General features: G+C 62.6%; 23 protein-coding genes. 10 read left to right on the plus strand and 13 right to left on the minus strand.

Annotation, left to right across the window (positions count from 1 at the left end; all coding sequences use genetic code 11):
* Nucleotides 1-201: 201 nt before the first annotated feature.
* From EJ079_RS23230 to EJ079_RS23240, 3 genes are all read right to left on the minus strand, one after another.
* The gene (locus EJ079_RS23230) at nucleotides 202-810 is read right to left on the minus strand and encodes a transglutaminase-like cysteine peptidase (protein WP_127810286.1); all 609 of its coding nucleotides are present in this window, start codon (nucleotides 808-810) and stop codon (nucleotides 202-204) included.
* Nucleotides 811-1,082: 272 nt separating this feature from the next.
* Nucleotides 1,083-1,700 (minus strand): PilZ domain-containing protein, encoded by a 618-nt coding sequence (locus EJ079_RS23235; RefSeq protein WP_023812149.1) that lies wholly within the window; start codon nucleotides 1,698-1,700, stop codon nucleotides 1,083-1,085.
* A 176-nt stretch (nucleotides 1,701-1,876) separates the two neighbouring features.
* Nucleotides 1,877-2,509 (minus strand): PAS domain-containing protein, encoded by a 633-nt coding sequence (locus tag EJ079_RS23240; protein WP_023812148.1) that lies wholly within the window; start codon nucleotides 2,507-2,509, stop codon nucleotides 1,877-1,879.
* A 388-nt stretch (nucleotides 2,510-2,897) separates the two neighbouring features.
* On the opposite strand from EJ079_RS23240, the gene EJ079_RS23245 reads away from it, so the two are divergent.
* Nucleotides 2,898-3,656, plus strand: coding sequence for a rhomboid family intramembrane serine protease (locus tag EJ079_RS23245; protein ID WP_127269621.1), 759 nt, complete (start codon nucleotides 2,898-2,900; stop codon nucleotides 3,654-3,656).
* Nucleotides 3,657-3,743: 87 nt separating this feature from the next.
* A complete protein-coding gene (locus EJ079_RS23250; RefSeq protein WP_027039198.1) occupies nucleotides 3,744-4,175 on the plus strand; it encodes a CBS domain-containing protein in 432 nt (143 codons plus the stop codon).
* Between the two features lie 48 nt (nucleotides 4,176-4,223).
* On the opposite strand, the gene EJ079_RS23255 is transcribed toward EJ079_RS23250, so the two are convergent.
* Entirely contained in the window at nucleotides 4,224-4,481 is a 258-nt protein-coding gene (locus EJ079_RS23255) for a YjhX family toxin (protein ID WP_127280952.1), read from the minus strand.
* A gap of 290 nt (nucleotides 4,482-4,771) precedes the next feature.
* Between EJ079_RS23255 and gatB the strand changes: the two genes are divergently transcribed.
* The 3 genes from gatB (at nucleotide 4,772) to EJ079_RS23275 (ending at nucleotide 7,197) form a co-directional block, all read left to right on the plus strand.
* On the plus strand, nucleotides 4,772-6,271 hold the full coding sequence (gatB, locus tag EJ079_RS23265; protein ID WP_127810287.1) for an Asp-tRNA(Asn)/Glu-tRNA(Gln) amidotransferase subunit GatB: 1,500 nt from the start codon (nucleotides 4,772-4,774) through the stop codon (nucleotides 6,269-6,271).
* A gap of 4 nt (nucleotides 6,272-6,275) precedes the next feature.
* Complete coding sequence (locus EJ079_RS23270) at nucleotides 6,276-6,770, plus strand: GNAT family N-acetyltransferase (RefSeq protein ID WP_127810288.1); 495 nt, start codon at nucleotides 6,276-6,278, stop codon at nucleotides 6,768-6,770.
* Between the two features lie 82 nt (nucleotides 6,771-6,852).
* Complete coding sequence (locus EJ079_RS23275) at nucleotides 6,853-7,197, plus strand: hypothetical protein (protein ID WP_027039201.1); 345 nt, start codon at nucleotides 6,853-6,855, stop codon at nucleotides 7,195-7,197.
* A 39-nt stretch (nucleotides 7,198-7,236) separates the two neighbouring features.
* On the opposite strand, the gene panC is transcribed toward EJ079_RS23275, so the two are convergent.
* The gene (panC, locus tag EJ079_RS23280; RefSeq protein WP_127810289.1) at nucleotides 7,237-8,088 is read right to left on the minus strand and encodes a pantoate--beta-alanine ligase; all 852 of its coding nucleotides are present in this window, start codon (nucleotides 8,086-8,088) and stop codon (nucleotides 7,237-7,239) included.
* On the minus strand, nucleotides 8,085-8,927 hold the full coding sequence (gene panB / locus EJ079_RS23285; RefSeq protein ID WP_127810290.1) for a 3-methyl-2-oxobutanoate hydroxymethyltransferase: 843 nt from the start codon (nucleotides 8,925-8,927) through the stop codon (nucleotides 8,085-8,087). The genes panC and panB overlap by 4 nt, the downstream gene beginning before the upstream one ends.
* 228 nt (nucleotides 8,928-9,155) lie before the next feature.
* On the opposite strand from panB, the gene EJ079_RS23290 reads away from it, so the two are divergent.
* The 3 genes from EJ079_RS23290 to EJ079_RS23300 all read left to right on the plus strand — a co-directional run bounded on the left by EJ079_RS23290 (nucleotide 9,156) and on the right by EJ079_RS23300 (nucleotide 10,730).
* Entirely contained in the window at nucleotides 9,156-9,554 is a 399-nt protein-coding gene (locus EJ079_RS23290) for an NADH:ubiquinone oxidoreductase subunit NDUFA12 (RefSeq protein ID WP_013531353.1), read from the plus strand.
* A gap of 123 nt (nucleotides 9,555-9,677) precedes the next feature.
* Nucleotides 9,678-10,268 (plus strand): DUF2155 domain-containing protein, encoded by a 591-nt coding sequence (locus tag EJ079_RS23295; RefSeq protein ID WP_127330802.1) that lies wholly within the window; start codon nucleotides 9,678-9,680, stop codon nucleotides 10,266-10,268.
* 75 nt (nucleotides 10,269-10,343) lie between these two features.
* Complete coding sequence (locus EJ079_RS23300; protein ID WP_127330800.1) at nucleotides 10,344-10,730, plus strand: hypothetical protein; 387 nt, start codon at nucleotides 10,344-10,346, stop codon at nucleotides 10,728-10,730.
* A 9-nt stretch (nucleotides 10,731-10,739) separates the two neighbouring features.
* On the opposite strand, the gene aat is transcribed toward EJ079_RS23300, so the two are convergent.
* From aat to EJ079_RS23330, 6 genes are all read right to left on the minus strand, one after another.
* Entirely contained in the window at nucleotides 10,740-11,357 is a 618-nt protein-coding gene (gene aat / locus EJ079_RS23305; protein ID WP_127396902.1) for a leucyl/phenylalanyl-tRNA--protein transferase, read from the minus strand.
* A 12-nt stretch (nucleotides 11,358-11,369) separates the two neighbouring features.
* Nucleotides 11,370-12,713, minus strand: coding sequence for an acetyl-CoA carboxylase biotin carboxylase subunit (accC, locus tag EJ079_RS23310; protein WP_013531357.1), 1,344 nt, complete (start codon nucleotides 12,711-12,713; stop codon nucleotides 11,370-11,372).
* Nucleotides 12,714-12,723: 10 nt separating this feature from the next.
* Complete coding sequence (gene accB / locus EJ079_RS23315) at nucleotides 12,724-13,182, minus strand: acetyl-CoA carboxylase biotin carboxyl carrier protein (protein WP_023812132.1); 459 nt, start codon at nucleotides 13,180-13,182, stop codon at nucleotides 12,724-12,726.
* 26 nt (nucleotides 13,183-13,208) lie between these two features.
* Nucleotides 13,209-13,643, minus strand: a complete 435-nt coding sequence (gene aroQ / locus EJ079_RS23320; protein WP_013531359.1) for a type II 3-dehydroquinate dehydratase — start codon at nucleotides 13,641-13,643, stop codon at nucleotides 13,209-13,211.
* A gap of 148 nt (nucleotides 13,644-13,791) precedes the next feature.
* Nucleotides 13,792-14,595, minus strand: a complete 804-nt coding sequence (locus EJ079_RS23325) for a DsbA family protein (protein WP_127396903.1) — start codon at nucleotides 14,593-14,595, stop codon at nucleotides 13,792-13,794.
* 61 nt (nucleotides 14,596-14,656) lie between these two features.
* Nucleotides 14,657-16,051: a M48 family metalloprotease gene (locus EJ079_RS23330; protein WP_127810291.1), complete on the minus strand. Its 1,395-nt coding sequence runs from the start codon at nucleotides 16,049-16,051 to the stop codon at nucleotides 14,657-14,659.
* Nucleotides 16,052-16,196: 145 nt separating this feature from the next.
* Here EJ079_RS23330 and EJ079_RS23335 point away from each other — a divergent pair, with 145 nt between their 5' ends.
* On the plus strand, nucleotides 16,197-17,345 hold the full coding sequence (locus EJ079_RS23335; RefSeq protein WP_127810292.1) for an aminotransferase class I/II-fold pyridoxal phosphate-dependent enzyme: 1,149 nt from the start codon (nucleotides 16,197-16,199) through the stop codon (nucleotides 17,343-17,345).
* Nucleotides 17,346-17,349: 4 nt separating this feature from the next.
* Nucleotides 17,350-18,333, plus strand: coding sequence for a glutaminase (locus EJ079_RS23340; protein WP_127810293.1), 984 nt, complete (start codon nucleotides 17,350-17,352; stop codon nucleotides 18,331-18,333).
* A 101-nt stretch (nucleotides 18,334-18,434) separates the two neighbouring features.
* On the opposite strand, the gene EJ079_RS23345 is transcribed toward EJ079_RS23340, so the two are convergent.
* On the minus strand, nucleotides 18,435-21,377 hold the full coding sequence (locus EJ079_RS23345) for a ribonuclease E/G (protein ID WP_127810294.1): 2,943 nt from the start codon (nucleotides 21,375-21,377) through the stop codon (nucleotides 18,435-18,437).
* Between the last annotated feature and the right edge of the window lie 297 nt (nucleotides 21,378-21,674).

Raw genomic sequence — 21,674 nt, forward strand, 5'->3', positions numbered from 1 at the left:
CGGGACGATTCGACTGAATGAGATTGGGATCTTCAGCCTACCGCAGGCTGATTGGTTTTCGATTCTCCGCCAGAAATGGCGGAGCCGGCCCGGGGACGGGGCCGGCTCCTTTCACCCGGTCGTTGGGGACGGGGAGGGTGGGGACTCGACCGGGTTTCTCCTGAAGCGCCTCGCATTCACGCGGCGCGCTTGAGCTCTGTTCTAGCGGACGCTGGCGACCGCGTCGGAGCGGCCGTCATTGATCGTCACCCAAACGCCGGAATTCTGGTCCGACTGGCGCTTGAGATAGGTGTAGTCGGTGTCCGTCCAGGACAGGACCTTGGTTTCCAGATTGTCGAGGATGAATTCTCCGAGGCTGGTGCGCACGGTCAGCACCGCGTGGCCGTCGCCATTCGGCTGGCGCGCCACCGTCATCAGCAGATTGCCGGCGGGGACGCCGGCATCCATCAACTCGCGGCGCTTTTCCAGCGCGTAGTCCTCGCAATCGCCATAGCCATTGGCCGGATAGGCCCAATATTCCTCGACACCGTAGTTTTCCATGTCGGTGCGCGGCTTGATGCGGGTGTTGACCGAATTGTTGATGTTGACGATCGTCGCCCACAGTTTGCGGGTCAGTTCGACCGGCGCACCCTTCGGGGTCCGTTCGCTGCATTCGCCAGGACTGCGCTGGCAGAACTCATAATGGCCAACAGGCTGGGTGGTGCGTCCGCCGGTGTGCATATAGGCCGGTCCCGCGGCATATGCTGATCCCCAAGCGGAAAGCTGCATCGCCATTGCCACCAGCAACAGCTTGCCCCTCGTTTTCTTCATTGTTGTAGTCTCCCCGTTCGAAGGAGACATTGCCACATGCGGATTTATTTGACGCAAAAGCTCGAAGTAGATATTGAGTAAAACTCCAGTAGAATAAACGTAAAATTTGAATCATTTCAGTATTAATTCGTTTGGATTTTGAGGCGCCAATCTCGACGCGCGGAGGGCTGCCAAGCCCCGCCAAGAGTGGCCTAAGCATGCAGGTCATGGCGTCGAAAACAAAAAACCGGCCACAAGGGCCGGTTTTCCTGGAGTGTCGCTGTCGGGCCTGTTCAGGTGCGTGGCGTGTTGAATTCGGAATCGAGCGTTTCGGGGCGCTGGATCACAGCGAATTCGATGGCGACGCCGTCCTCGAAATGACGCACGACCTGCCCGCGCATGGTGCCAAGCATAACCTGGATGCCAATCGCCGGCTTGACGTCGATCTCGACCGCGGCGCCGGAGAGCGAAAGGTCGATGATTCGGCACTGGTACTGGCGGCCGTCGGTGAGCTGCAGCACGCTGGTCGGATTGCGCGGCGCGACGCGCTCGTGGCGGCGATCTTCCGGCAGGTCGAGTTCATGCTTGTTGGCGAGCCAGGTCAATTGCGCGGCCAGCTTGTCCTTCTTGCGATCCGACGCGATGACGGTCATCGCGAAACCATCCTGCAAGGTGCGGGTGACGACACCTTCGATGCGGCCGATATGATCGATGTAGGCAATGATTTTTTCGCCGGGCATGCCGATGCGGTCGGTGCGAAACGCGACATTGCCCGGTGACATGTCGACGACCTGGCAGGGGTGTTCGGTGCGGTCTTCCAGCATGAAGCGTCCGTAGATTTTAACCCGGACGCGCTGAAAGTTACGCCTTTCAGCTTGGGACGGCGCATAGTCGACCGCCGCTGACCTCATGACTGCCTACACCCCGTTTGGCATCCCGCGCGCCGATGCGAGGAACTTCATCAGAGAAGTACAACAAAGCGGGTTAACAAAGGGAAAAAGCGGGCGCTCCAGGGTTTCCTTTTTGCAGGTCGCGGTGCCAAAACAGCCGCGCAGTTTTGGGCGACGTGCATCAGGCCGCAAACGGACTATTCCTCGCGCCCGCCATCGAACACGACGAGATGGCGGATGCGGCGCGCCCGGCCGAGCGCCGAGATCGTCTCGGGTGCTCCAAGTTCATCGGGAACGAGCGAGGGAACATCGATCGCCGGGCGATTGTTGAGAAGCTCCTTCTCCGGATCGATGACGCGTATCGAATCGATCAACGCGTCGGTGATCGGATCGGCACCCAGCCAGAAGGGCTTCTCCACGGCGCTGATGACGCCCAGGCAACGCGGATTTTCGACACCGCCGTCCAGCGGCAGGGCAAGCAGTTCGAACTTGTTGGAGCGCCCGTTGCGGCTGAAACCCTCATAGCTGATGAGCACGACCGACTTCTGCTCGAAGACGCCATGGATCAGCCGCGAGACGAGCCGCTGATCCTTCTCGCGCCACAGCGATGGAAAGGAAAACCCCTTGAGTTCGCGGCCGTAGCAGGCGCAAAGCCTGGTGCCGGCCAGCCGGAATACGGCCTGTCCGCGCGTGTCCCGCTCCAGGATAAAGGTGTCGGCCAGCAGCGACTTGATGTCGGCCGGCTCGACCTCCGAACGCTTCGGGGCAGGGCGTCCATCACGCAGGCGGTTCCAATATTGGAACAGCGTGATCGATCCATTCTGGTTCATACTATGCTGCTCCGCGCATTCTGTCGTCTGATGTCCCATCGGTGAACAGAAGGGCGCCCTCCGATGACCTACATGCGTTGCGGAGCAGGAAGCGTGCCAGCGTCGTTAACACTTGTTCACGGGTCGGGGCCGTTAAGGTTAACAAGTGGTTTACGTTGCATCGAAGCGAGCCCCGTGGCACACAAAAACCACTCCAGAAGCGGTCGTTTCGCGACGATCGGCAGCACTTCAGTCAAGAGTTTTAGGGGAGCAGGGGGCTCGACCAGCCGTTCAAGGGAAACCTTGAACGGCTTCTTTTTTGATTCGCGCCGCGGCGATTCGCGGTTTGCGGTTCGGTCCGTGGTGATCTAGATGCTCGAGCCCCGAATCCCGCAGAGTGCAATTTCAAATGAGTGAACCGGCATCTCCCTCGGAAGTCGACCCGGTCGAGGGCGCACCTGAACCGCGGCGCGAGCCGGTGTTCAACCTGCCGCCCGTCGTGCTGGCGGTGATCGGCATCTGTGTCGTCGTCTACCTGTTGCAGCAATATGTGTTGAGCGAATCCCAGCAGATGACATTGCTGTATGACGGGGCCTTCATCCCCGTTCTCTACACCGGGCAATACGGCTTCGACTGGTTCCTGTTTTCGCGGCCCTTCACTTATGCCTTCATGCATGGCGGCTTTGCCCATATCGCCATCAATATGGTGTGGCTCGCCGCGTTTGGTTCACCATTGGCAAACCGTCTGGGAGCGCTGTGGTTCGCGCTGTTTTTTGCCGCAACCGGGCTGGCTTCGGTCGCGCTTTTCTGGGCGATGCATCCTTATGGTGAGGCGCCGCTGGTCGGGGCTTCCGGTGCGATATCGGGCATGATGGGGGCTGCGGCGCGTTTCGGCTTCCGCACCGACCGTTCGGCCGGCAAGGCCGCCTTCGCCGGCCCTGTGCTGCCGATCGCATTCGTATTGCGCCTGCGCGGTGTCGTGATCTTCCTCGCCATGTGGATGGTCATCAATCTCGCCACCGGCCTGCTCGGGTTTGCCCCAGGGGTAGATGGTCAGATCGCCTGGGAGGCTCATATTGGCGGCTTTGTCGCGGGCTTCTTCGGCCTGCGCTGGTTCGACAGGCGATGGCAGGCGCCCGAGTGGGAAACGACTGACCACCGCACTTGAAATGCAACCGATCACGGCGCACGATGTTCACTCTTACGTGAAGGCCGGTCAGGGCAGGAACCGGCAGGCAAAGCAGAGGAGGACGCCATGACGGTGAAGGCAATTCTCGAGAGAAAAGGCCATGACGTGTTGACGCTCGGGCCGAACGAAAAGCTGAGCGAAGCCATCCGCATCCTGGCAGAGCACAAGATCGGTGCGCTGGTCATCACCAATGGCGATCGCAAGATCGTCGGCATCCTGTCAGAGCGCGACATCGTCCGGGTTGTCGCCCGGGAAGGTGGAGCCGCGCTCGATATCGCGGTGCGTTCGGCGATGACGCCGAAGGTGAAGATCTGCAACGAAAATCACACCGTCAACGAGGTGATGGAGATTATGACCCGCGGCCGTTTCCGCCATCTGCCGGTGGAAAAGGACGGCATGCTCGATGGCATCGTGTCCATCGGCGACGTGGTCAAGCGCCGCATCGAGGATGTCGAGCGCGAGGCCGACCAGATCAGGGCCTATATCGCCACTGCCTGAACGGTGAGGCGAACCGCCGGCCGGAGAACCGACCGGCGGAACCGCGGGCTACCTGTTGTCGAGTTCGGAGCGGACGAGTGCGAGCCCGCGCCGGGTGATGCGGTAGGGGCCGCCTCCCGACGAAGAAACCGCCTTCTTCCGCTTCAGCTTTCGAAACAGGTCGAGATCGACGTCCGGATAGTGCCAGCCGTCGCGGGTCAGGCATTTGACGGAGGCGATCCGCTTCTTGTCGTTCTTTTCGATTTCAATGCGTCCGCCCTGCGCGAGCAGGTGCAGGATGCGCTGTTCAGTGCGCGAAATATCCATGTGAGAGTTTTCCGGGAAAACAAAAAATGCCGCCGCCGCGAAGCTTCGCGGCACGGGGTTTCAGGTTTTCTGCCCTGCCTCGCCAAGAGGTCAGGGCCTTACCGGGACTGAGCGTAAGTGGACATCCACTCTCCATTGGAATGAGCGTCCTATAGGCGAAAGCGGCTGAAAAGGCCAGTCCGTGGCTTTGCGCTTGTCTCTTTTGGCGGTTTGCACTAGCGAATGATTTCACGTTCGACGTGAAATTCACGTTCAAACGTGAAATCACTCACCGCAATTCGCAGGCCGCCATGTCCCTCATCGACACCCGTACTCCTGACGCAAAACGCCTGATCCCCGGCGCCACCGGCGACTGGGAGATCATCATCGGCCTCGAGGTCCATGCGCAGGTCACGTCGGAAGCAAAGCTGTTTTCGGGCGCCTCGACGGCCTTCGGCGCGCCGCCCAACGCCAATGTCAGCCTGGTCGATGCGGCGATGCCGGGCATGCTGCCGGTCATCAACGAGGAATGCGTCAAGCAGGCGATCCGCACCGGCCTGGGGCTGAAGGCGCAGATCAACCACAAGTCGGTCTTCGATCGGAAGAACTACTTTTATCCCGACCTGCCGCAGGGCTACCAGATCTCGCAGTTCAAGCAGCCGATCGTCGGCGAAGGCACGGTGATCGTTTCGGTCGGCCCGGACCGCCAGGGCGAATTCGAGGACATCGAGGTCGGCATCGAGCGGCTGCATCTGGAGCAGGATGCCGGCAAGTCGATGCACGACCAGCATGCGACCATGTCCTATGTCGATCTCAACCGCTCCGGCGTGGCGCTGATGGAGATCGTCTCCAAGCCGGACATGCGCTCGGCCGACGAGGCCAAGGCTTATGTCACCAAGCTGCGCACCATCGTGCGCTATCTCGGCACCTGCGACGGCAACATGGACGAAGGTTCGATGCGCGCCGACGTCAACGTTTCGGTGCGCAAGCCGGGCGGCGAGTTCGGCACGCGCTGCGAGATCAAGAACGTCAACTCGATCCGCTTCATCGGCCAGGCCATCGACTATGAGGCGCGCCGGCAGATCGCCATTCTCGAGGATGGCGGCAAGATCGATCAGGAGACGCGGCTGTTCGACGCCGTCAAGGGCGAGACGCGCTCGATGCGCTCCAAGGAAGAGGCGCATGATTACCGCTACTTCCCCGATCCCGACCTTTTGCCGCTGGAATTCGACCAGGCCTATGTCGATGCGCTGGCCAAGGAATTGCCGGAACTGCCGGACGACAAGAAGGCGCGGCTGATCGCGTCGCTCGGCCTGTCCGTCTATGACGCCTCGATCCTGGTGTCGGAAAAGCCGATCGCCGACTATTTCGAGAAGGTGGCCGCCGGCCGCGACGGCAAGCTCGCCGCCAACTGGGTCATCAACGATCTGCTCGGGCAATTGAACAAGGCCGGAAAAGACATTGAAAACGCTCCGGTTTCGCCCGAGCAGCTCGGTGCGGTCATCGATCTGATCAAGGATGGCACCATCTCCGGCAAGATCGCCAAGGACCTGTTCGAGATCGTCTGGAATGAGGGCGGCGACCCTCGCCAACTGGTCGAGAGCCGTGGCATGAAGCAGGTCACCGACACCGGCGCCATCGAGAAGGCCGTCGACGACGTTATTGCCGCCAACCCTGACAAGGTCGAACAGGCGCGCGCCAAGCCGAGCATGGCCGGCTGGTTCGTCGGCCAGGTGATGAAGGCGACCGGCGGCAAGGCCAACCCGCAAGCCGTCAACGACCTCGTCAAGGCCAAGCTGGGCATCGAGTAGCGCCGTGTTCGTCCGCACCGCAGGTGAACGCGACCTTGCCGCTGTGCGGACGCTGCTGGTGGAAACGTGGCATGCGACCTATGACGCCATTTATGGCGCTGCCAAAGTCACCGAGATCACCGACGAATGGCACTCGATCGCTTCGCTCCGCTCGCGGCTGACGCGGCCGAATTCGGAATTCCTGGTGGCCGATGACGGCAAGCGGATCGGTGGCATGGCTTTCGCCGCCGCCACCGCCGATGCGAAAATCATCCTGCTGAACCAGCTCTACGTCCATCCGGACTGCCAAAGGCGCGGGATCGGGCAAGCACTGCTCGACGAGGTCGAGGCCAGTTTCCCGGAAGCGCGAACGCTGCGCGTCGAGGTCGAGGTCGAGGAGGCCAATGGCGGCGCCATCGCCTTCTATCGGTCGAAAGGGTTCTTGCCTGTCAGTGCCGCGGAGGAGTCCCGTGATACCTCAAGGCCGACGACGCTGAGTTTCGAGAAGTCGCTCGGATAGATTGACACCGGATGAATAGAGCGATCCGGCCATGCGTCATCGCGGCGTTTGCTGTGCCGGCTCACGACGGATATGCAAGGGCATGACCAAACTGTCCCGCATTACAGCGCTGGCGCTGCTCGCCATCATCATTTTCGCGACCTTGTCGCCGATCCAGATGCGGCCGCACCTCGCTGAAGCGAATGTCGAGCGTGCCTTGGCTTATGTCCTGCTGGGCTTCGCCCTGGCGATCGGCTTCCCCAACCGACTGTATCAGGTCGTCATCTTCGTGGCTGTGACCGCCGGCATGCTGGAACTGCTTCAGCTCATTGATCCCGGTCGCCATGCACGCCTCATCGATGCATTGGTGAAAGCCCTTGCCGGGGTGGTTGGGATCGTCGCGGGACACCTGATCGTCAGGGCCGGCCGACAAAAGAGCGAGAGCTAGGCGCGGCAGCAATCCGCCGCGGAGGATCGAGCCTTCGCGCTAGGCAGCGGGAACCCCCACATTGTCGATCAGCCTGGTCTTGCCGAGCCATGCTGCCGCGAGAAGACGCCCTTCGCGGTTTCGGCGCCATGGCGCAAGCGTCAGGCTTTGGCGTACCTCGACATAGTCGACCTTCTGAAAGCCGGCGGCGATGAGGGCGCGGCCGGCCTCTTCGGTTGCGTCGCTCTGCCCGGCGCCTGCCGCCAGCGCCGCAGCCGTATTGCGCAATGTGACGTTGAGTTGGCGGGCGATCTTCAGTTCGGCCTCATCGAGATAGGCGTTGCGTGACGACATGGCGAGACCATGCGCGTCGCGGATCGTCGGTGCGCCGATGATCTCGACAGGCAGGTCCAGGTCGCGGCAGAGCTGCCTCACCACGCAAAGCTGCTGGTAGTCCTTCTCGCCGAAGACCGCACAGTCGGGCGTTGCCTGCAGGAGGAGCTTTGCCACCACGGTGGCGACGCCGTCGAAAAAGGTCGGCCGAAAGTCCGATTCGAGCCCGGCTGAGGGGCCGCCGACCGAGATTTTCGTGGCGAAGCCGGCGGGATACATCTCGCCAACCGTCGGTGTGAAGGCAAGGTCGGCGTTTGCCGCGCCCAGTTGGTCGAGGTCGCGGGCGAGTTGGCGCGGGTACTTGTCGAGGTCTTCGCTCGGCGCGAACTGCGTCGGATTGACGAAGATCGACACGACGCAGCGCTCGGCTTTTTGGAGCGCGATCCTGACCAGCGAGATGTGTCCGTCATGCAAAGCACCCATGGTCGGCACCATGGCGACACGAAGGCCGTCGCGCCGCCAGTCCCGGATTTGCGCGCGCAGTGCGGCTACGCTGTCGACGACGACGGGTTGGCTCATGTGTCGTCCCTGCTGTTTGTCGCCGAAAAGACATGGCCGGGGCCGGGGAATGTCCGGCCCCGCACCTCGGCTGCATAGGTTTCCGCTGCATGCGAGATCACGCTGCGCAGGTCGGCGTATTCCTTGACGAATTTCGGCACGCGATCGACGGTCAGCCCGACCATGTCGTCGATGACCAGGATCTGGCCGTCGCATTCACCGCTGGCACCGATGCCGATGGTCGGAATGGCGAGGCGGCGGCTGATATCGGCGGCGACCCTCTCGACCGTGCCTTCGATGACCACCGAGAAAGCGCCGGCATTCTCGACGGCGAGCGCATCGCGAAGCAATGCCGCAACAGCCTCCTCGGTGCGGCCCTTGATCTTGTAGCCGCCGTCCTTCTCGACCGATTGCGGCTGCAGGCCGATATGTCCCATCACCGGAATCCCGGCGGCGACGATGGCCTCGATCTGGCTGACCATGTCGACGCCGCCTTCGAGCTTCACCGCCTGGCAGCCGGTTTCGTCGACGACCCGCCGCGCCGAGGCGACGGCTTGCGCTGCCGTTGCCTCATAGGTGCCGGCCGGCAGGTCGACGACGACGCAGGCTCTGGCCGAGCCGCGCATCACGGCCTGCCCATGTGCGATCATCATCTCCAGCGAGGCGCCCAGCGTCGTCTTGTGGCCATGCAGGACCATGGCGACACTGTCGCCGACCAGAAGCAGGTCAACATGGCGATCGAGCAGACGGGCGATGGGATAGGTATAAGCGGTCAGGCAAACGATCGGCGTGCCGCCCTTGCGGTGGCGAATCGCCTCGGCGCTGATGCGAATGTCGGTGGTCGGCAATTCCGTGGCCAATCGTCACCTCCTTGGCCTCAAGCCGGGCTGGATGCAGGCATGGGCGCGCAGAGCTTTAGAAATACCGCAAAGGCTTGGCAAGCGTGCATGCAGCGACCGGGAGGATCACAGGCTTGTGTCGGGCTTCAGGCAAGCCATTTGCGCGCACGCCGTGGCAAAAGCCTTGCCTTCGGCAAGGCCTGACGCCATAAGCAGGAAAACGGGCGCTGCCGGCGCGAGGGTTTTGAAATGAAGACTTTCCTTACGCAGTTTTTCACCTGGTGGAACAGCCAGACGATAGGAACCCGCCTGCATACCTGGCGGTACGGCAAGAAGGTCGGCCAGGACGAGACCGGCAATTTCTATTACGAAGGCGGCATCGATTCGGAAGGCCGCACGCGCCGTTGGGTCATCTACCGCAATTATTCGGAAGCTTCGGCGATACCGCCCGGCTGGCACGGCTGGATGCACCACCGTGTCGACGTCGCGCCGTCCAGCGAGGACTACAAGCCGCGCGACTGGCAAAAGCCGCATCAGCCCAATCTGACCGGCAGCCCGGCGGCCTATCGCCCGAAGGGCTCGGTGCTGACCAATCAGCACCGCCCGCAGGTCACCGGCGACTACGATGCCTGGACACCCGGGTCGTAGCGACAGGGTGCAAGCCGGTCCTTTATCGCCACAATTGGTGTTTAGCTGCTTGCTGATCAGAAAACGGCGACTAGCCTTGGCGATCGACAGAATCACCCGGGCGCGAACCACCGGTATCTTTGCATGAGCTTTTCTTACTCAATATCGGCTAGTCTGGCGTTAGCCGCCGGTCTTGCCGTCAGCACCGTGGCCTTCGCCGCTTCGCCTGAGCCCGCGGCACCCGCGCCGGCGCCGCCCGCGGGAGCGGACCGGGTCACCAATGCCGTTGCCGAGTTTGCCGGGATCGACAAGATCACCGGCCGCATCATCACCTTCGATGTCTATATCGACGAGACGGTGCAGTTCGGTGCTTTGCAGGTGACGCCGCGCGTCTGCTATTCGCGGCCACAGACCGAAGAGCCGAAGACAGATTCCTTCGTCGAGGTCGACGAGATCACGCTGGACCGCAAGATCCGCCGCATCTTCACCGGCTGGATGTTTGCCGAAAGCCCCGGCCTCAATGCCGTCGAGCATGCCGTCTATGACGTCTGGCTGAAGGCTTGCAAGCAGAAGTCGGATGTGCCGGCGCCCGATGGCGCCAAGGCAGACTCGACCAAAGCCGAGGCGCCCAAGCCCGCCGCGGCCAAACCGAAAGCCGCGATTGCTCCGGACGTGACAGAGCCTGGCGTGACGGAGCCGGACGCTTCGGACCCCGATACGACCGACACCAACTGATCCTCCGGAACCGTCCCTGCCACCATACGTTGGGGCACGGATGAGCGCGCATTTATGCGCAGGGAGGATTTTCCGATGTCAGACAGCAAGCGGATCACGGCCGGCAAGGCAGAGTTGCTGGAACTTGAAAAGGGATTCTGGACGGGCGACGCGGCCTACTATGCGGCCAATGTCGACACCGAATGCCTGGTGGCGTTTCCGCAGATGGCACAGGCGATGGACAATGCGGATCTCGCCAAGACCGCAACCAAGCCCAACCGCTGGCGCGACCTGAAAATCGACCTCAAGGGTATTATCGAGCCGGGCAGCGACATCATCATGCTGACCTACGAGGCACATGCGACACGCGAGAACGGCGAACCTTACGCCGCGCTGGTCAGCACCGGCTATGTCCATCGCGTCAATGGCTGGAAGATGATGTTCCATTCGCAGACGCCATTGGAAGCCGCCACTGGGAAGTAGGCTCAATCTTCAGGGATAGAATACGGCCTCGCCCTTCAGCGCGTCGGCCAGCAACTTTTCATATTTGCCGCGCGGCACGTCGACGGCGCCGAAGCGCTTGAGGTGCTCGGTGGTGAACTGCGTATCGAGCAGCGCGAAGCCGCGTGCCTTCAAGCGCTCGACGAGATAGAAAAGGCAGGTCTTGGAAGCGTCCGTCTCCCTGGCGAACATGCTCTCGCCAAAAAACACCCGGCCGAGCGACACGCCATAGAGGCCACCGACCAGTCGGTCCTCGCGCCACGCCTCGACCGAATGACAATGGCCTATCCGATGCAACTCGACATAGGCTTCGCGGATCGGCGCATTGATCCAGGTCGAGCGCCGTTCCACGCGCTTTTCGGCGCAGCCGTCGATGGTCGCTTCGAAATCGAAATCGAAACGGATGTCGAAGGGGTTCTTCTTGATCGTTTTCCTGAGGCTTTTCGGCGCGTGAAAACCATCGAGCGGAATGATGCCGCGCGTCTCCGGCCGCACCCAGAACACCTCCGGGTCGCCGGCACTTTCGGCCATCGGGAAGACGCCCGAGGCGTAGGCCTTGAGCAGAAGGTCGGTGGGGATGCGATAGCCGGGCGCGTAGGGGCGGGTCATCGCGTCTCCGCGCTACTCTTCCTTGGCCAGGTATTTTTCCAGCCAGTGGATGTCATAATCGCCATTGGCGATGTCGGCATTGCCGACGAGATCGCGAAACAGCGGCAACGTCGTCTTGATGCCGTCGACGACGAACTCGTCCAGGGCGCGGCGCAAGCGCATCATGCACTCGACGCGATTACGCCCATGCACGATCAGCTTGCCGATCAGGCTGTCGTAATAGGGCGGGATCTTGTAGCCGGAATAGACGCCGGAATCGACGCGGATGCCGAGACCACCCGGTGTGTGGAAATGGGTGATCGTACCGGGCGAGGGGGTGAAGGTGCGCGGGTCCTCGGCGTTGATGCGGCATTCGATGGCGTGGCCGTTGAACTTGATGTCCTCCTGCTTCACCGAGAGGCCGCCACCGGAGGCGACGCGGATCTGCTCGTGGACGAGATCGATGCCGGTGATCGCTTCCGTCACCGGATGCTCGACCTGCAGGCGCGTGTTCATCTCGATGAAGTAGAACTCGCCATTCTCGTAGAGGAACTCGATCGTGCCGGCGCCGGAATAGCCGAGGTCGGCGATCGCCTTGGCGCAGATGCCGCCGATGCGGGCGCGCTCTTCGGCATTGAGGGCGGGCGAGGGCGCCTCTTCCCAGACCTTCTGGTGGCGGCGCTGCAAGGAACAGTCGCGCTCGCCGAAATGCACGCCGCGGCCAAAGCCGTCACCAAACACCTGGACTTCGATATGGCGCGGCTTTTCCAGGTATTTTTCGATATAAACGGCATCGTCGCCGAACGCCGCACCGGCTTCCGTGCTCGCCGTCTGCAGGGCGACCTCCAGGTCAGCCTCGGTGAGGGCGACCTTCATGCCGCGTCCGCCACCGCCGGCCGATGCCTTGATGATCACGGGATAGCCGATCTCGGCGGCAATGCGCCTGGCTTCCTTCTGATCGGTGACAGCGCCGTCCGAACCGGGCACAACCGGAATGCCGAGGCGCTTGGCGGTTCGCTTGGCCTCGATCTTGTCGCCCATGATGCGGATATGGTCGCCGGACGGACCGATGAAGGTGATGTTGTGCGCGGCCAGTATGTCGGCGAACTTGGCGTTCTCCGACAGGAAGCCGTAACCCGGATGCACGGCGTCGGCGCCGGTGATTTCGCAGGCCGCAACGATCTGATGGATGTTGAGATAGCTGTCGCGCGATGGCGGCGGACCGATGCAGACGCTCTCGTCCGCGAGCCGCACATGCATGGCGTCGGCATCGGCGGTCGAATGCACCACCACCGTCTGGATGCCGAGTTCCTTGCAGGCGCGCAGCACCCGGAGGGCGATTTCGCCGCGATTGGCGATGAGGATCTTCTGAAACATCAGGCCCGCTCTATTCGATCACGACGAGCGGCATGCCATATTCGACCGGCTGCGAATCCTCGAAAAGGATCGCGGTCACCGTGCCGGCGCGTGGCGAGGGGATCTGGTTCATCGTCTTCATTGCTTCGATGATCAGCAAAGTCTGGCCTTCCTTGACCTTCTGGCCGACTTCGATGAATGCCTTGGCGTCCGGCGACGGCGCCAGGTAGGCGGTGCCGACCATCGGCGAGGTGACTGCGTTCTTGGAAATATCTGCCACAACGGGCAGAGCTACGGAGGCAGCTTGCGCTGCTGCCGGCGCATAGGCTTGCTGCGGCGCCGCGATTGCATGAACAGCCGGCGCCTGCCGCGAGACGCGCACCTTCAGGTCGCCCAGTTCAACCTCGATCTCGGTGAGGTTGGTGTCGTTCAGTATGCCCGCCAGATCGCGGATCAGTTGCTGGTCAACACCGGTCTTCTTTATCGACATTTTCGAGCCTTCTGTTTGTTGGCCGGTCATAGGCGTGCGGCCAGCGCCTGTAGCGCCAGCGTATAGCCGAGCGGCCCAAAGCCACAGATCATGCCGACGGCGACCGGCGCGACCATGGAGACGTGGCGGAATGGTTCCCGCGCATGGATGTTGGAAAGATGAACTTCGGCCACCGGCAACGGTGCGACGGCGCGAATGGCGTCGTGGATGGCAATCGAGGTGTGGCTGTAGGCGCCCGGATTGATGACGATGCCGACAGCCTTGTCGCCAGCTTCCTGAATCCAGTCGACAAGGTCGCCCTCATGGTTCGACTGGCGGAAATCGATCTCGAACCCCAGCGCCGTGCCTGCCTGCTTGCAGTCGTCGGCGATCGCGGCAAGCGTCTTGCCGCCATAGATGCCCGGCTCGCGCTTGCCGAGCGCGTTTAGATTGGGACCGTTCAGGACGAAAACCGTTTTCAAAAAGCCGACCTTTCCCGGCGCCGTCATCAAGCCGGCGCGCTGGGCCCTCTATAATGGGCATAGCCGCCCGCGGAAAGAGCGCAAGTGCGTTCTTTCACTGTCCACAACAGGCGGAAATGTGCCCGTGAGAAATAGCTGGCGAGCAAGATCAGAGCGCGGCTTTCGCCGCCTCGATCTTTTCTGCCAGCACTTCCTGCCCGAGTGCTCCGAACACCACCTCGTTGCCGACGACATAGGACGGCGTTCCGGTGATCGCCAGCTTGTTGGCAAGATCGTAGGTCTTGGCGAGGGCCTCGTTGATTGTCGGGTCCTTCATCTTCTCGCGCAGCGCCGCTTCGTCGGCGCCGAGCGACAGCGCGACCTTGATGGCCGCCGCCTCGGTGGCGCGTCCCTGGCCGCCGAGCAACGCATTGTGGAACTCGCCGTACTTTTCCGGGTGCATCAGGTGGAACGCCATCGAGACCACGCTCGCCTTCTGCGAATCCGGTCCGAGGATGGGGAATTCCTTGAGCACGAAACGCAGGTCCGGATCGGTCTTGGTCAACGCCTGCATGTCGTCGATGGCGCGTTTGCAGAAGCCGCAATTATAGTCGTAGAACTCGACGATGGTGACCTTGCCGTTCGGATTGCCGACGACGCCGTCAAAGGCGGAGTTGAAGATCTGGTCCTTGGCATTCTTGATCACGCCGAGATGAGCGATGCGCTGCTCTTCCTTCTGCTTGGCCTCAAGCGCATCCTGGACCTCCAGGAGGACTTCCGGGTTTTTCAACAAATAGTCGCGGATGATGCCTTCGACCTCGGTGCGGTCGATCTTGGTATCGGCCGCCGTGGTCTCGACCGGCTGTGCGGTGCCGGCCTTGGCGATCTGCGGGTTTCCGGCAACGAATCCGAAAGCCAGCATGGCCAGTGCGACCGCAACCCCCGTGGTGCCCAGCAGCAGTGCCTTTTTCATCGTTCCTGTTCCTTCTACCTGTTTTCCGGTCTGGCTATGTCGTGGCGCGCGGCCGGAAGGTTCACTTGATCTTGGTTGACGGCTTGTAGTTTATGATATCCTGGGCGCGAAGCCAGCGAGGCTCGCCGCGTTTCATCTGCTGCTGCGCCCGCATGGCGAAAATCTTCGCATCCTTGTAGTTGCCGGAATAGAAATGGCTTTCGGCGGTGGCAAGTTCAGCGCCCGGTATGTCACCTAACTCACCGTAGGCCTGTGCCAGATAGCGATACCCGGCTGGATTTTCCTTGTCGCGCCCGAGGCCGTTGTTGATCTGCACGACGGCTTTTTTGAGGGAGTCGGGCTTGCCGACGGCCATCAGCGCCTGGCCCATGGACACCGGCAGCAGACCGGACCGCGCCGAATCGAGGCTGACCGCCTTGGCGTAGGCGTCCGCGGCTTCCTTGGGTTTGTTTGCCTTCATCAGGATGTCGCCGCGCAGTTCCTGGAAGTAAGCGTTCTTGGGCTGCGCCTTGATCAGTGCATTGGTCTTGGCGAGCGCGGCGGCGATGTTGCCGAACAGGTAGGTCGACTGGGCGTCGCCATATAGCGCGGCGAGGGTCCCTTGCATCTTTCGCATCAGCCGCGACGCAGCCGCCTGGCCTTCCATGTAGACGGCGATCTTCACCCGCACCATGTCATGGCGCTGCTGCAGCGCGGGCGGGTCCGGCCTGTCGACATTGGGGCTCTGTTTCACCAGCACTTCGAGATTGGAGATACGATCCCGCGGCATCGGATGGCTGATCCGGTAGGGATCGACTTGCGCGCCCGAGAGCGACAGCGCAGTCTGGAAGCGGTGAAACGTCTTCAGCATGCCCATGCCGGACTGGCCGGTGGCGTTGAGATAGGTGATCGCCGAGCGGTCGGCCGTCATCTCCTCGGTGCGCTGGTAGGCGAGGATGCTGCGCTGTGCCATCTCGCCGCCGCCGGCGGCCACCCCCACGCCCGCACCGGCAAGGCCGCGGCTATTGGTTGTCGCGCCGGCGACCATGGCACCGGCACCCAGCAGCGTCGCGATGATGGCCATCGTCTTGGCTCGTTCGAGCTGGTCGCGCAGCTTCTGCTGGTGGCCGCCGGCGATATGACCGGCTTCGTGCGCGATGACGCCGATGATCTCGTTGGGCGTTTCAGCCGTCATCAGCGCGCCGGTGTTGATGAACAGCCGGCGCCCGGTCACGAAGGCGTTGAAACTCTGGTCATTGACCAGAACGATGTCGATGCCGTCATTCGCCAGGCCAGCCGCCCTGAAGATCGGCCGCGCGTAATCGCGAACCAGCGCCTCGATCTCGGCGTCGCGCACCACCGGCACGTTCTGGGCAAAGGCGCTGACCGAACTCGCCATTGCAACGGCAACGCCAAGCGAAAGCGTCGCGAAGACGCGCGCTGCCTGGGCAATCGTCGATCTGGGTCGGCTCAACATGATGGCTCCACTGGTAGACGAGCGGGCGAAAGATGAAAAGTCGGCGCCGGAAACTTCCTCAACTTGTGATCCTCACATCAATCGGGCATTTGTGCGGCACATGCGCCAGTGCCTGGCGCCGTCAGTCATCGGGAATACTGGTTAAATGGTCGTTTCGCTCTCACGTCGTGGCAATGTCGAGCCCTTCCATGCGATGGACATTCTGGCAGAGGCAAACCGGCTGAAGTCCCAGGGCGTGCCGGTTGTTTCGATGGCCGTCGGCCAGCCCTCCGATCCCGCACCGGTTCTGGTTCGCGCCGCAGCCGCCAAGGCGCTGCAGGACGGACGCATCGGCTACACCGACGCGCTGGGACTGGCAGGTTTGCGCAAGGCGATCGCCGGACACTACGCCGATCACTACGGGCTTGATATCGAGCCCGGCCGGATCGCGGTGACCACTGGATCGTCGGCCGCCTTCAACCTCGCCTTCCTGGCGATGTTCGACCCGGGTGACCGCGTCGCCATCGCGGCACCCGGCTATCCCGCCTATCGCAACATCATGGCCGCGCTCGGCATCGAGGTGGTCGAGATCGAGCTGGGCGACGCCGCCTACGTGCATGCCGGCCATCTCGAGACCGCGCATCGTGAAAAGCCGCTGAAAGGCGTTCTCTTCGCCAGTCCCGCCAATCCAACCGGCGCGGTCATACCGGCCGATGAACTGGCGGCCCTGGTGAGGACGGCACAAGACCTCGGCATCGCCGTCATCTCCGACGAAATCTATCACCGGCTCGCCTATGCCGCCCCCGACACCACGGCGCTTGCCTATGGAGGCGACGTGACCGTGATCAACTCCTTCTCCAAATATTACTGCATGACCGGCTGGCGCATCGGCTGGATGGTGCTGCCGCAAGAACTGGTGCGGCCGGTCGAGCGCGTCGCCCAGAGCCTCTACATCTCGCCGCCGGAACTGTCGCAGATCGCGGCGATCGAAGCGTTCAGGGCGACCGAGGAACTGGAAGCGGTCAAGGGTCGCTATGCCTGGAATCGCGAACTCTTGATGAAACGCCTCCCGGAACTCGGCTTTCCGCTGGCGGCGCCCATGGACGGCGCCTTTTATGCCTTTTGTGACGTCACCAGGCATAGCAATGACAGCATGGCCTTCGCGCGAAAGATGCTGGCCGAGGCGCATGTCGCGGCAACACCCGGCCAAGACTTCGACACTCAGGCCGGGCACCGGACGATGCGTTTCTCCTACGCCGGCAGCCACGACGACATGGTTGAGGCAATGGCGCGCATCGAACGCTGGTTGAGGTAGCACCATGCCGGAACTCGAACAGGCCCCCAAACTTGATCAGGCCCACAAACTTGATCAGGCCTCCAAACTTGATCAGGCATTGGCCGAAGTCGCTGCCGAAATGGCCGATCGCACCGATCGCGGTGACGTCGCTTCCTACATTCCGCAGTTGGGTAAGGTCAATCCGAAGAAATTCGGCATCGCAGCGGTTACCAATGACGGGCGCGTGCTGACGGCGGGGGACGCCGACCAGGCCTTTTCCATCCAGAGCATCTCGAAAGTGTTCACCCTGACACTGGCGCTCGGCAATGTCGGCGACGCGCTGTGGCAGCGGGTCGGCCGCGAACCGTCAGGCAATCCGTTCAACTCGATCGTGCAGCTCGAGCATGAGAACGGCATTCCGCGCAACCCGTTCATCAATGCCGGCGCCATCGTCATTTCCGACATCCTGCTTGCCGGCCACCAGCCACGCGAGGCGATCGGCGAGATCCTGCGCTTCATCCAGTTCCTCGCCGACGACGAGACGATCATCATCGATCGCGAGGTGGCGGCGTCCGAGCGCGCCACCGGCTACCGCAACTTCGCGCTTGCCAACTACATGAAATCCTTCGGCAATCTCCACCATGCGCCGGAACTGGCGCTGGGCGTCTACTTCCACCATTGCGCCATCGCCATGAGTTGCCGGCAACTGGCGCTCGCCGGCCGCTTCCTCGCCAATGGCGGCAAGAACCCGGCGACCGGGCATTCCGTGGTGTCGGCCGAACGGGCACGCCGCATCGGCGCCATGATGCTGACCTGCGGCCATTATGACGGCTCCGGCGATTTCGCCTTCCGCGTCGGCATCCCCGGCAAGAGCGGCGTCGGCGGCGGAATATTGGGCATCGTGCCGGGCGTGGCGTCGCTTGCCGTCTGGTCGCCAGGTCTCAATGCCAACGGCAACTCCAAGCTGGGGTCGATCGCGCTGGAAAAGCTTGCCAGGATGATGAACTGGTCGATCTTCGCGCCGTAGCCTTCGCGATCCGCCATAGCGCCAGATAAGAAAATCCCGCGCCGTCTTCGAGACGGCGCGGGATTTTTTTGTCAAAGAACTAGCTCATGCGATTGAAAGGCTTAGAAAAAGCCCTTCCGCTGCCACCAGCCGCCGCGCTTCGGCTTGTCCTCGGTCTTGTCCTCGGCCTTGGCCGCGGGCTCTTCCGCGACGATCGAAGACACGACCGGCTCGACCGGCGCATTCGCCGCCGCCGGCTTGCGCCGCGACGAGCGGGCCTTCGGTGCCTCCTCGACAGAAGCGATGGCTGCCTCGTCGGATGCGGTGACCGGCGTGTCGACCGGTGCTTCCACCTCCGCAGCCGGCTCATCGGCGACAATTTCGGCCGCGGCCTTCTTTGGCTTGGCGGCACGGCGTGGCTTCTTCGGCTTCTCCGTGCTCGGCGCGTCGTCATTGGCCGGGGCAAGCGCCACCGGCTCTTCGGCTGGTGCAGCAACGACCGGCTCGCCGGCGATCACCTCGGTTGCCCGGACTTCGCCTTCAGGCGCGTCTGCTGTTTCGCCAGCACTTGCCTCAGCCTCGCCTTCACCGTCTTCGCGACGGTTGCGCTTGCCGCCGCGCTTGCCGCGCCGGCGCTTTTTGCCCTGGCCTTCGTCCGAAGCTTCAGCTGTCTCAGACGTTTCGGCAACACCGACAGGGGCATTGTCGTCCGTTTCCGTGTCGCCATCGCTGGCGGCCGAGTCCGGGTCCGAAAACTCACCGGCCGGAGCCGAGACGGAAGCACCGTCCGCAGGGGCGCCATGTTCGCGATCGCGATCCTTGCCGCCGCGCCGGCGCCGACGCTTGCGGCGCTTGCGGTCGCGGCCGTCGCCTTCCTCGCCACCGGCAGCGGGCCGGGGCTGTTGTTGCTGCGGCTGCTGGCGTGGCTGTTCGGCCTGCACCGGCGCCTCGTCATCTTCCTCGACGACGACAATCTCGTCCTCGGGCTCTTCCGGCTCGACATAGGCCGGGAAGCTGCGCGCCTCGACGAAGCCTTCCGGCTTTTCAGCCAGCGCGCCGCGGAAGATCGCATAGTGCTGCGAACCCACCGAATCGTCGGCCTCGACGGTGATCGTCAGCCCGAAGCGGCTTTCGAGTTCGACCAGCGTGCCGCGCTTGTGATTGAGCACGTAGAGTGCGGTCGCCGCCGGCGTCCGCACCGTGATGTGGCTGCGGGAATCCTTGAGCAGGAATTCCTCAATCGCCCGCACCACCATCAGCGCGACCGACGAATCGGAGCGCACATGGCCGGTGCCGCCGCAATGCGGGCAAGGCTTCATTGTCGATTCCAGCACGCTGGCGCGGATGCGCTGGCGGGACATCTCCATCAGGCCGAAATGCGAGATACGGCCGACCTGGATGCGCGCACGATCGTTCTTGAGGTGATCCTTCAACCGCTTCTCGACGGAGCGGTTGTTGCGGTTCTCCTCCATGTCGATGAAGTCGATGACGATCAAGCCGGCGAGATCGCGCAGCCTGAGCTGACGCGCGACTTCCTCGGCCGCTTCCAGATTGGTGTGGAGTGCGGTGTCCTCGATCGAGTGCTCCTTGGTGGAGCGGCCCGAATTCACATCGATGGCAACCAGCGCCTCGGTCTGGTTGATGATGATGTAGCCGCCGCTCTTCAGCGTCACCTGCGGCTGCAGCATGCGGTCGAGCTGTGCCTCGATGCCGTTGCGCACGAAGATCGGCGTCGTGTCGCGGAACGGCTGAACCACCTTGGCGTGGCTCGGCATCAGCATGCGCATGAAGTCCTTGGCCTCGCGATAGCCTTCCTCGCCGGAGACAAGAATCTCGTCGATATCCTTGTTATAGAGGTCGCGCACCGAGCGCTTGATCAGGCTGCCTTCCTCGTAGACCAGGGCAGGGGCCGTGGACTGCAAGGTGAGATTGCGGACATTTTCCCAAAGCCGCATCAGATATTCGTAATCGCGCTTGATCTCGGCCTTGGTGCGGCTCTCGCCGGCGGTGCGCAGGATCACGCCCATGCCCTGCGGCACTTCGAGATCGGCAACGACCTCCTTCAGGCGCTTGCGGTCGACCGCGCTGGTGATCTTGCGCGAAATGCCGCCGCCACGCGCCGTGTTCGGCATCAGCACCGAATAGCGGCCGGCAAGCGACAGATAGGTGGTCAGTGCCGCACCCTTGTTGCCGCGCTCTTCCTTGACGACCTGCACCAAGAGGATCTGCCGGCGCTTGATCACTTCCTGGATCTTGTACTGGCGGCGCACCGGCTTGCGGCGGTTGCGCACTTCTTCCAGCGCGTCCTCGGCGCCGACCGATTCGACCTCGTGATCGTCCGGATGCGAGGACTGCACTTCTTCCAGCATGCCGCGATCATTGTCGCCGGAGGTCGCCTCGCTGCCTTGTTCGGCCTGCGGAACGGCTTCGGAAATCACATCGGCCTCGACCGAGGCGGCGATCGACGTCGGACCGCCTTCGCGGGTTTCGCCTTCGTCCTGCTCGGCGGAATCCTGGCCATGTTCGGACGCATCGGCATGTTCGGACGCATCGGCCGCATGTTCGATGATCTCGGACGTGTGCGAGATCTCCTCGAAACCAGCGTCGGCGCCCTCTTCCGCCTCGTCGGCAGTGTCGCTTGCCTCGCTGGAATCGGCTGCATCGCGCTTGTGCTCACCCCGGTCGCGGGGCTTGCCGCCGCGCCGGCGGCCGCGCCGTCCGCGATCGCGGCTCTGGCGATCATCGCCGTCGCCGTCCTCGTTCTCTTCGTCCTCAGCCTCCTGCGCTTCCGCGCGCAGCAGTGCCTGACGATCGGCGACCGGAATCTGGTAGTAGTCGGGGTGAATTTCACTGAAGGCGAGAAAACCGTGACGGTTGCCGCCATATTCGACAAAGGCTGCCTGAAGGGAGGGCTCTACGCGCGTTACGCGGGCTAGGTAGATGTTTCCTTTGAGCTGCTTCTTGTCCTGGGATTCAAAGTCGAATTCTTCAATACGGTTACCGCGTACGACGACGACGCGTGTTTCCTCCGGGTGGGAGGCGTCTATCAGCATTTTGTTGGGCATTATTTCGTTTCCCCCCGGCAGCCGTCAGCCGCAGCTTGCGAGGCAAAGCCTGCTGCTGCGTGCCTGGGATGTGGGTGCCGGATATTTGATCGTCCGTCGGCCGCCGCTTGAGCGCCATGGCGGTGCCGCCCGCAGCCATAATGGCGCGGTTTGATGCGGACCTTTCCATGATTGCGCTTGAAGCCATCGTCACCAACAGAACCTTTTGAACCAAAGCCCGGATGAACCGGACCAGCTTGTTTGCTCCTACAGAGCCGGCGCGGGAACAAACCCGGCCGTTTTCCTCACGCAGGCGAT

It is taken from the genome of Mesorhizobium sp. M7A.F.Ce.TU.012.03.2.1 (assembly GCF_004006095.1).
In the GTDB taxonomy this organism is placed as follows: domain Bacteria; phylum Pseudomonadota; class Alphaproteobacteria; order Rhizobiales; family Rhizobiaceae; genus Mesorhizobium.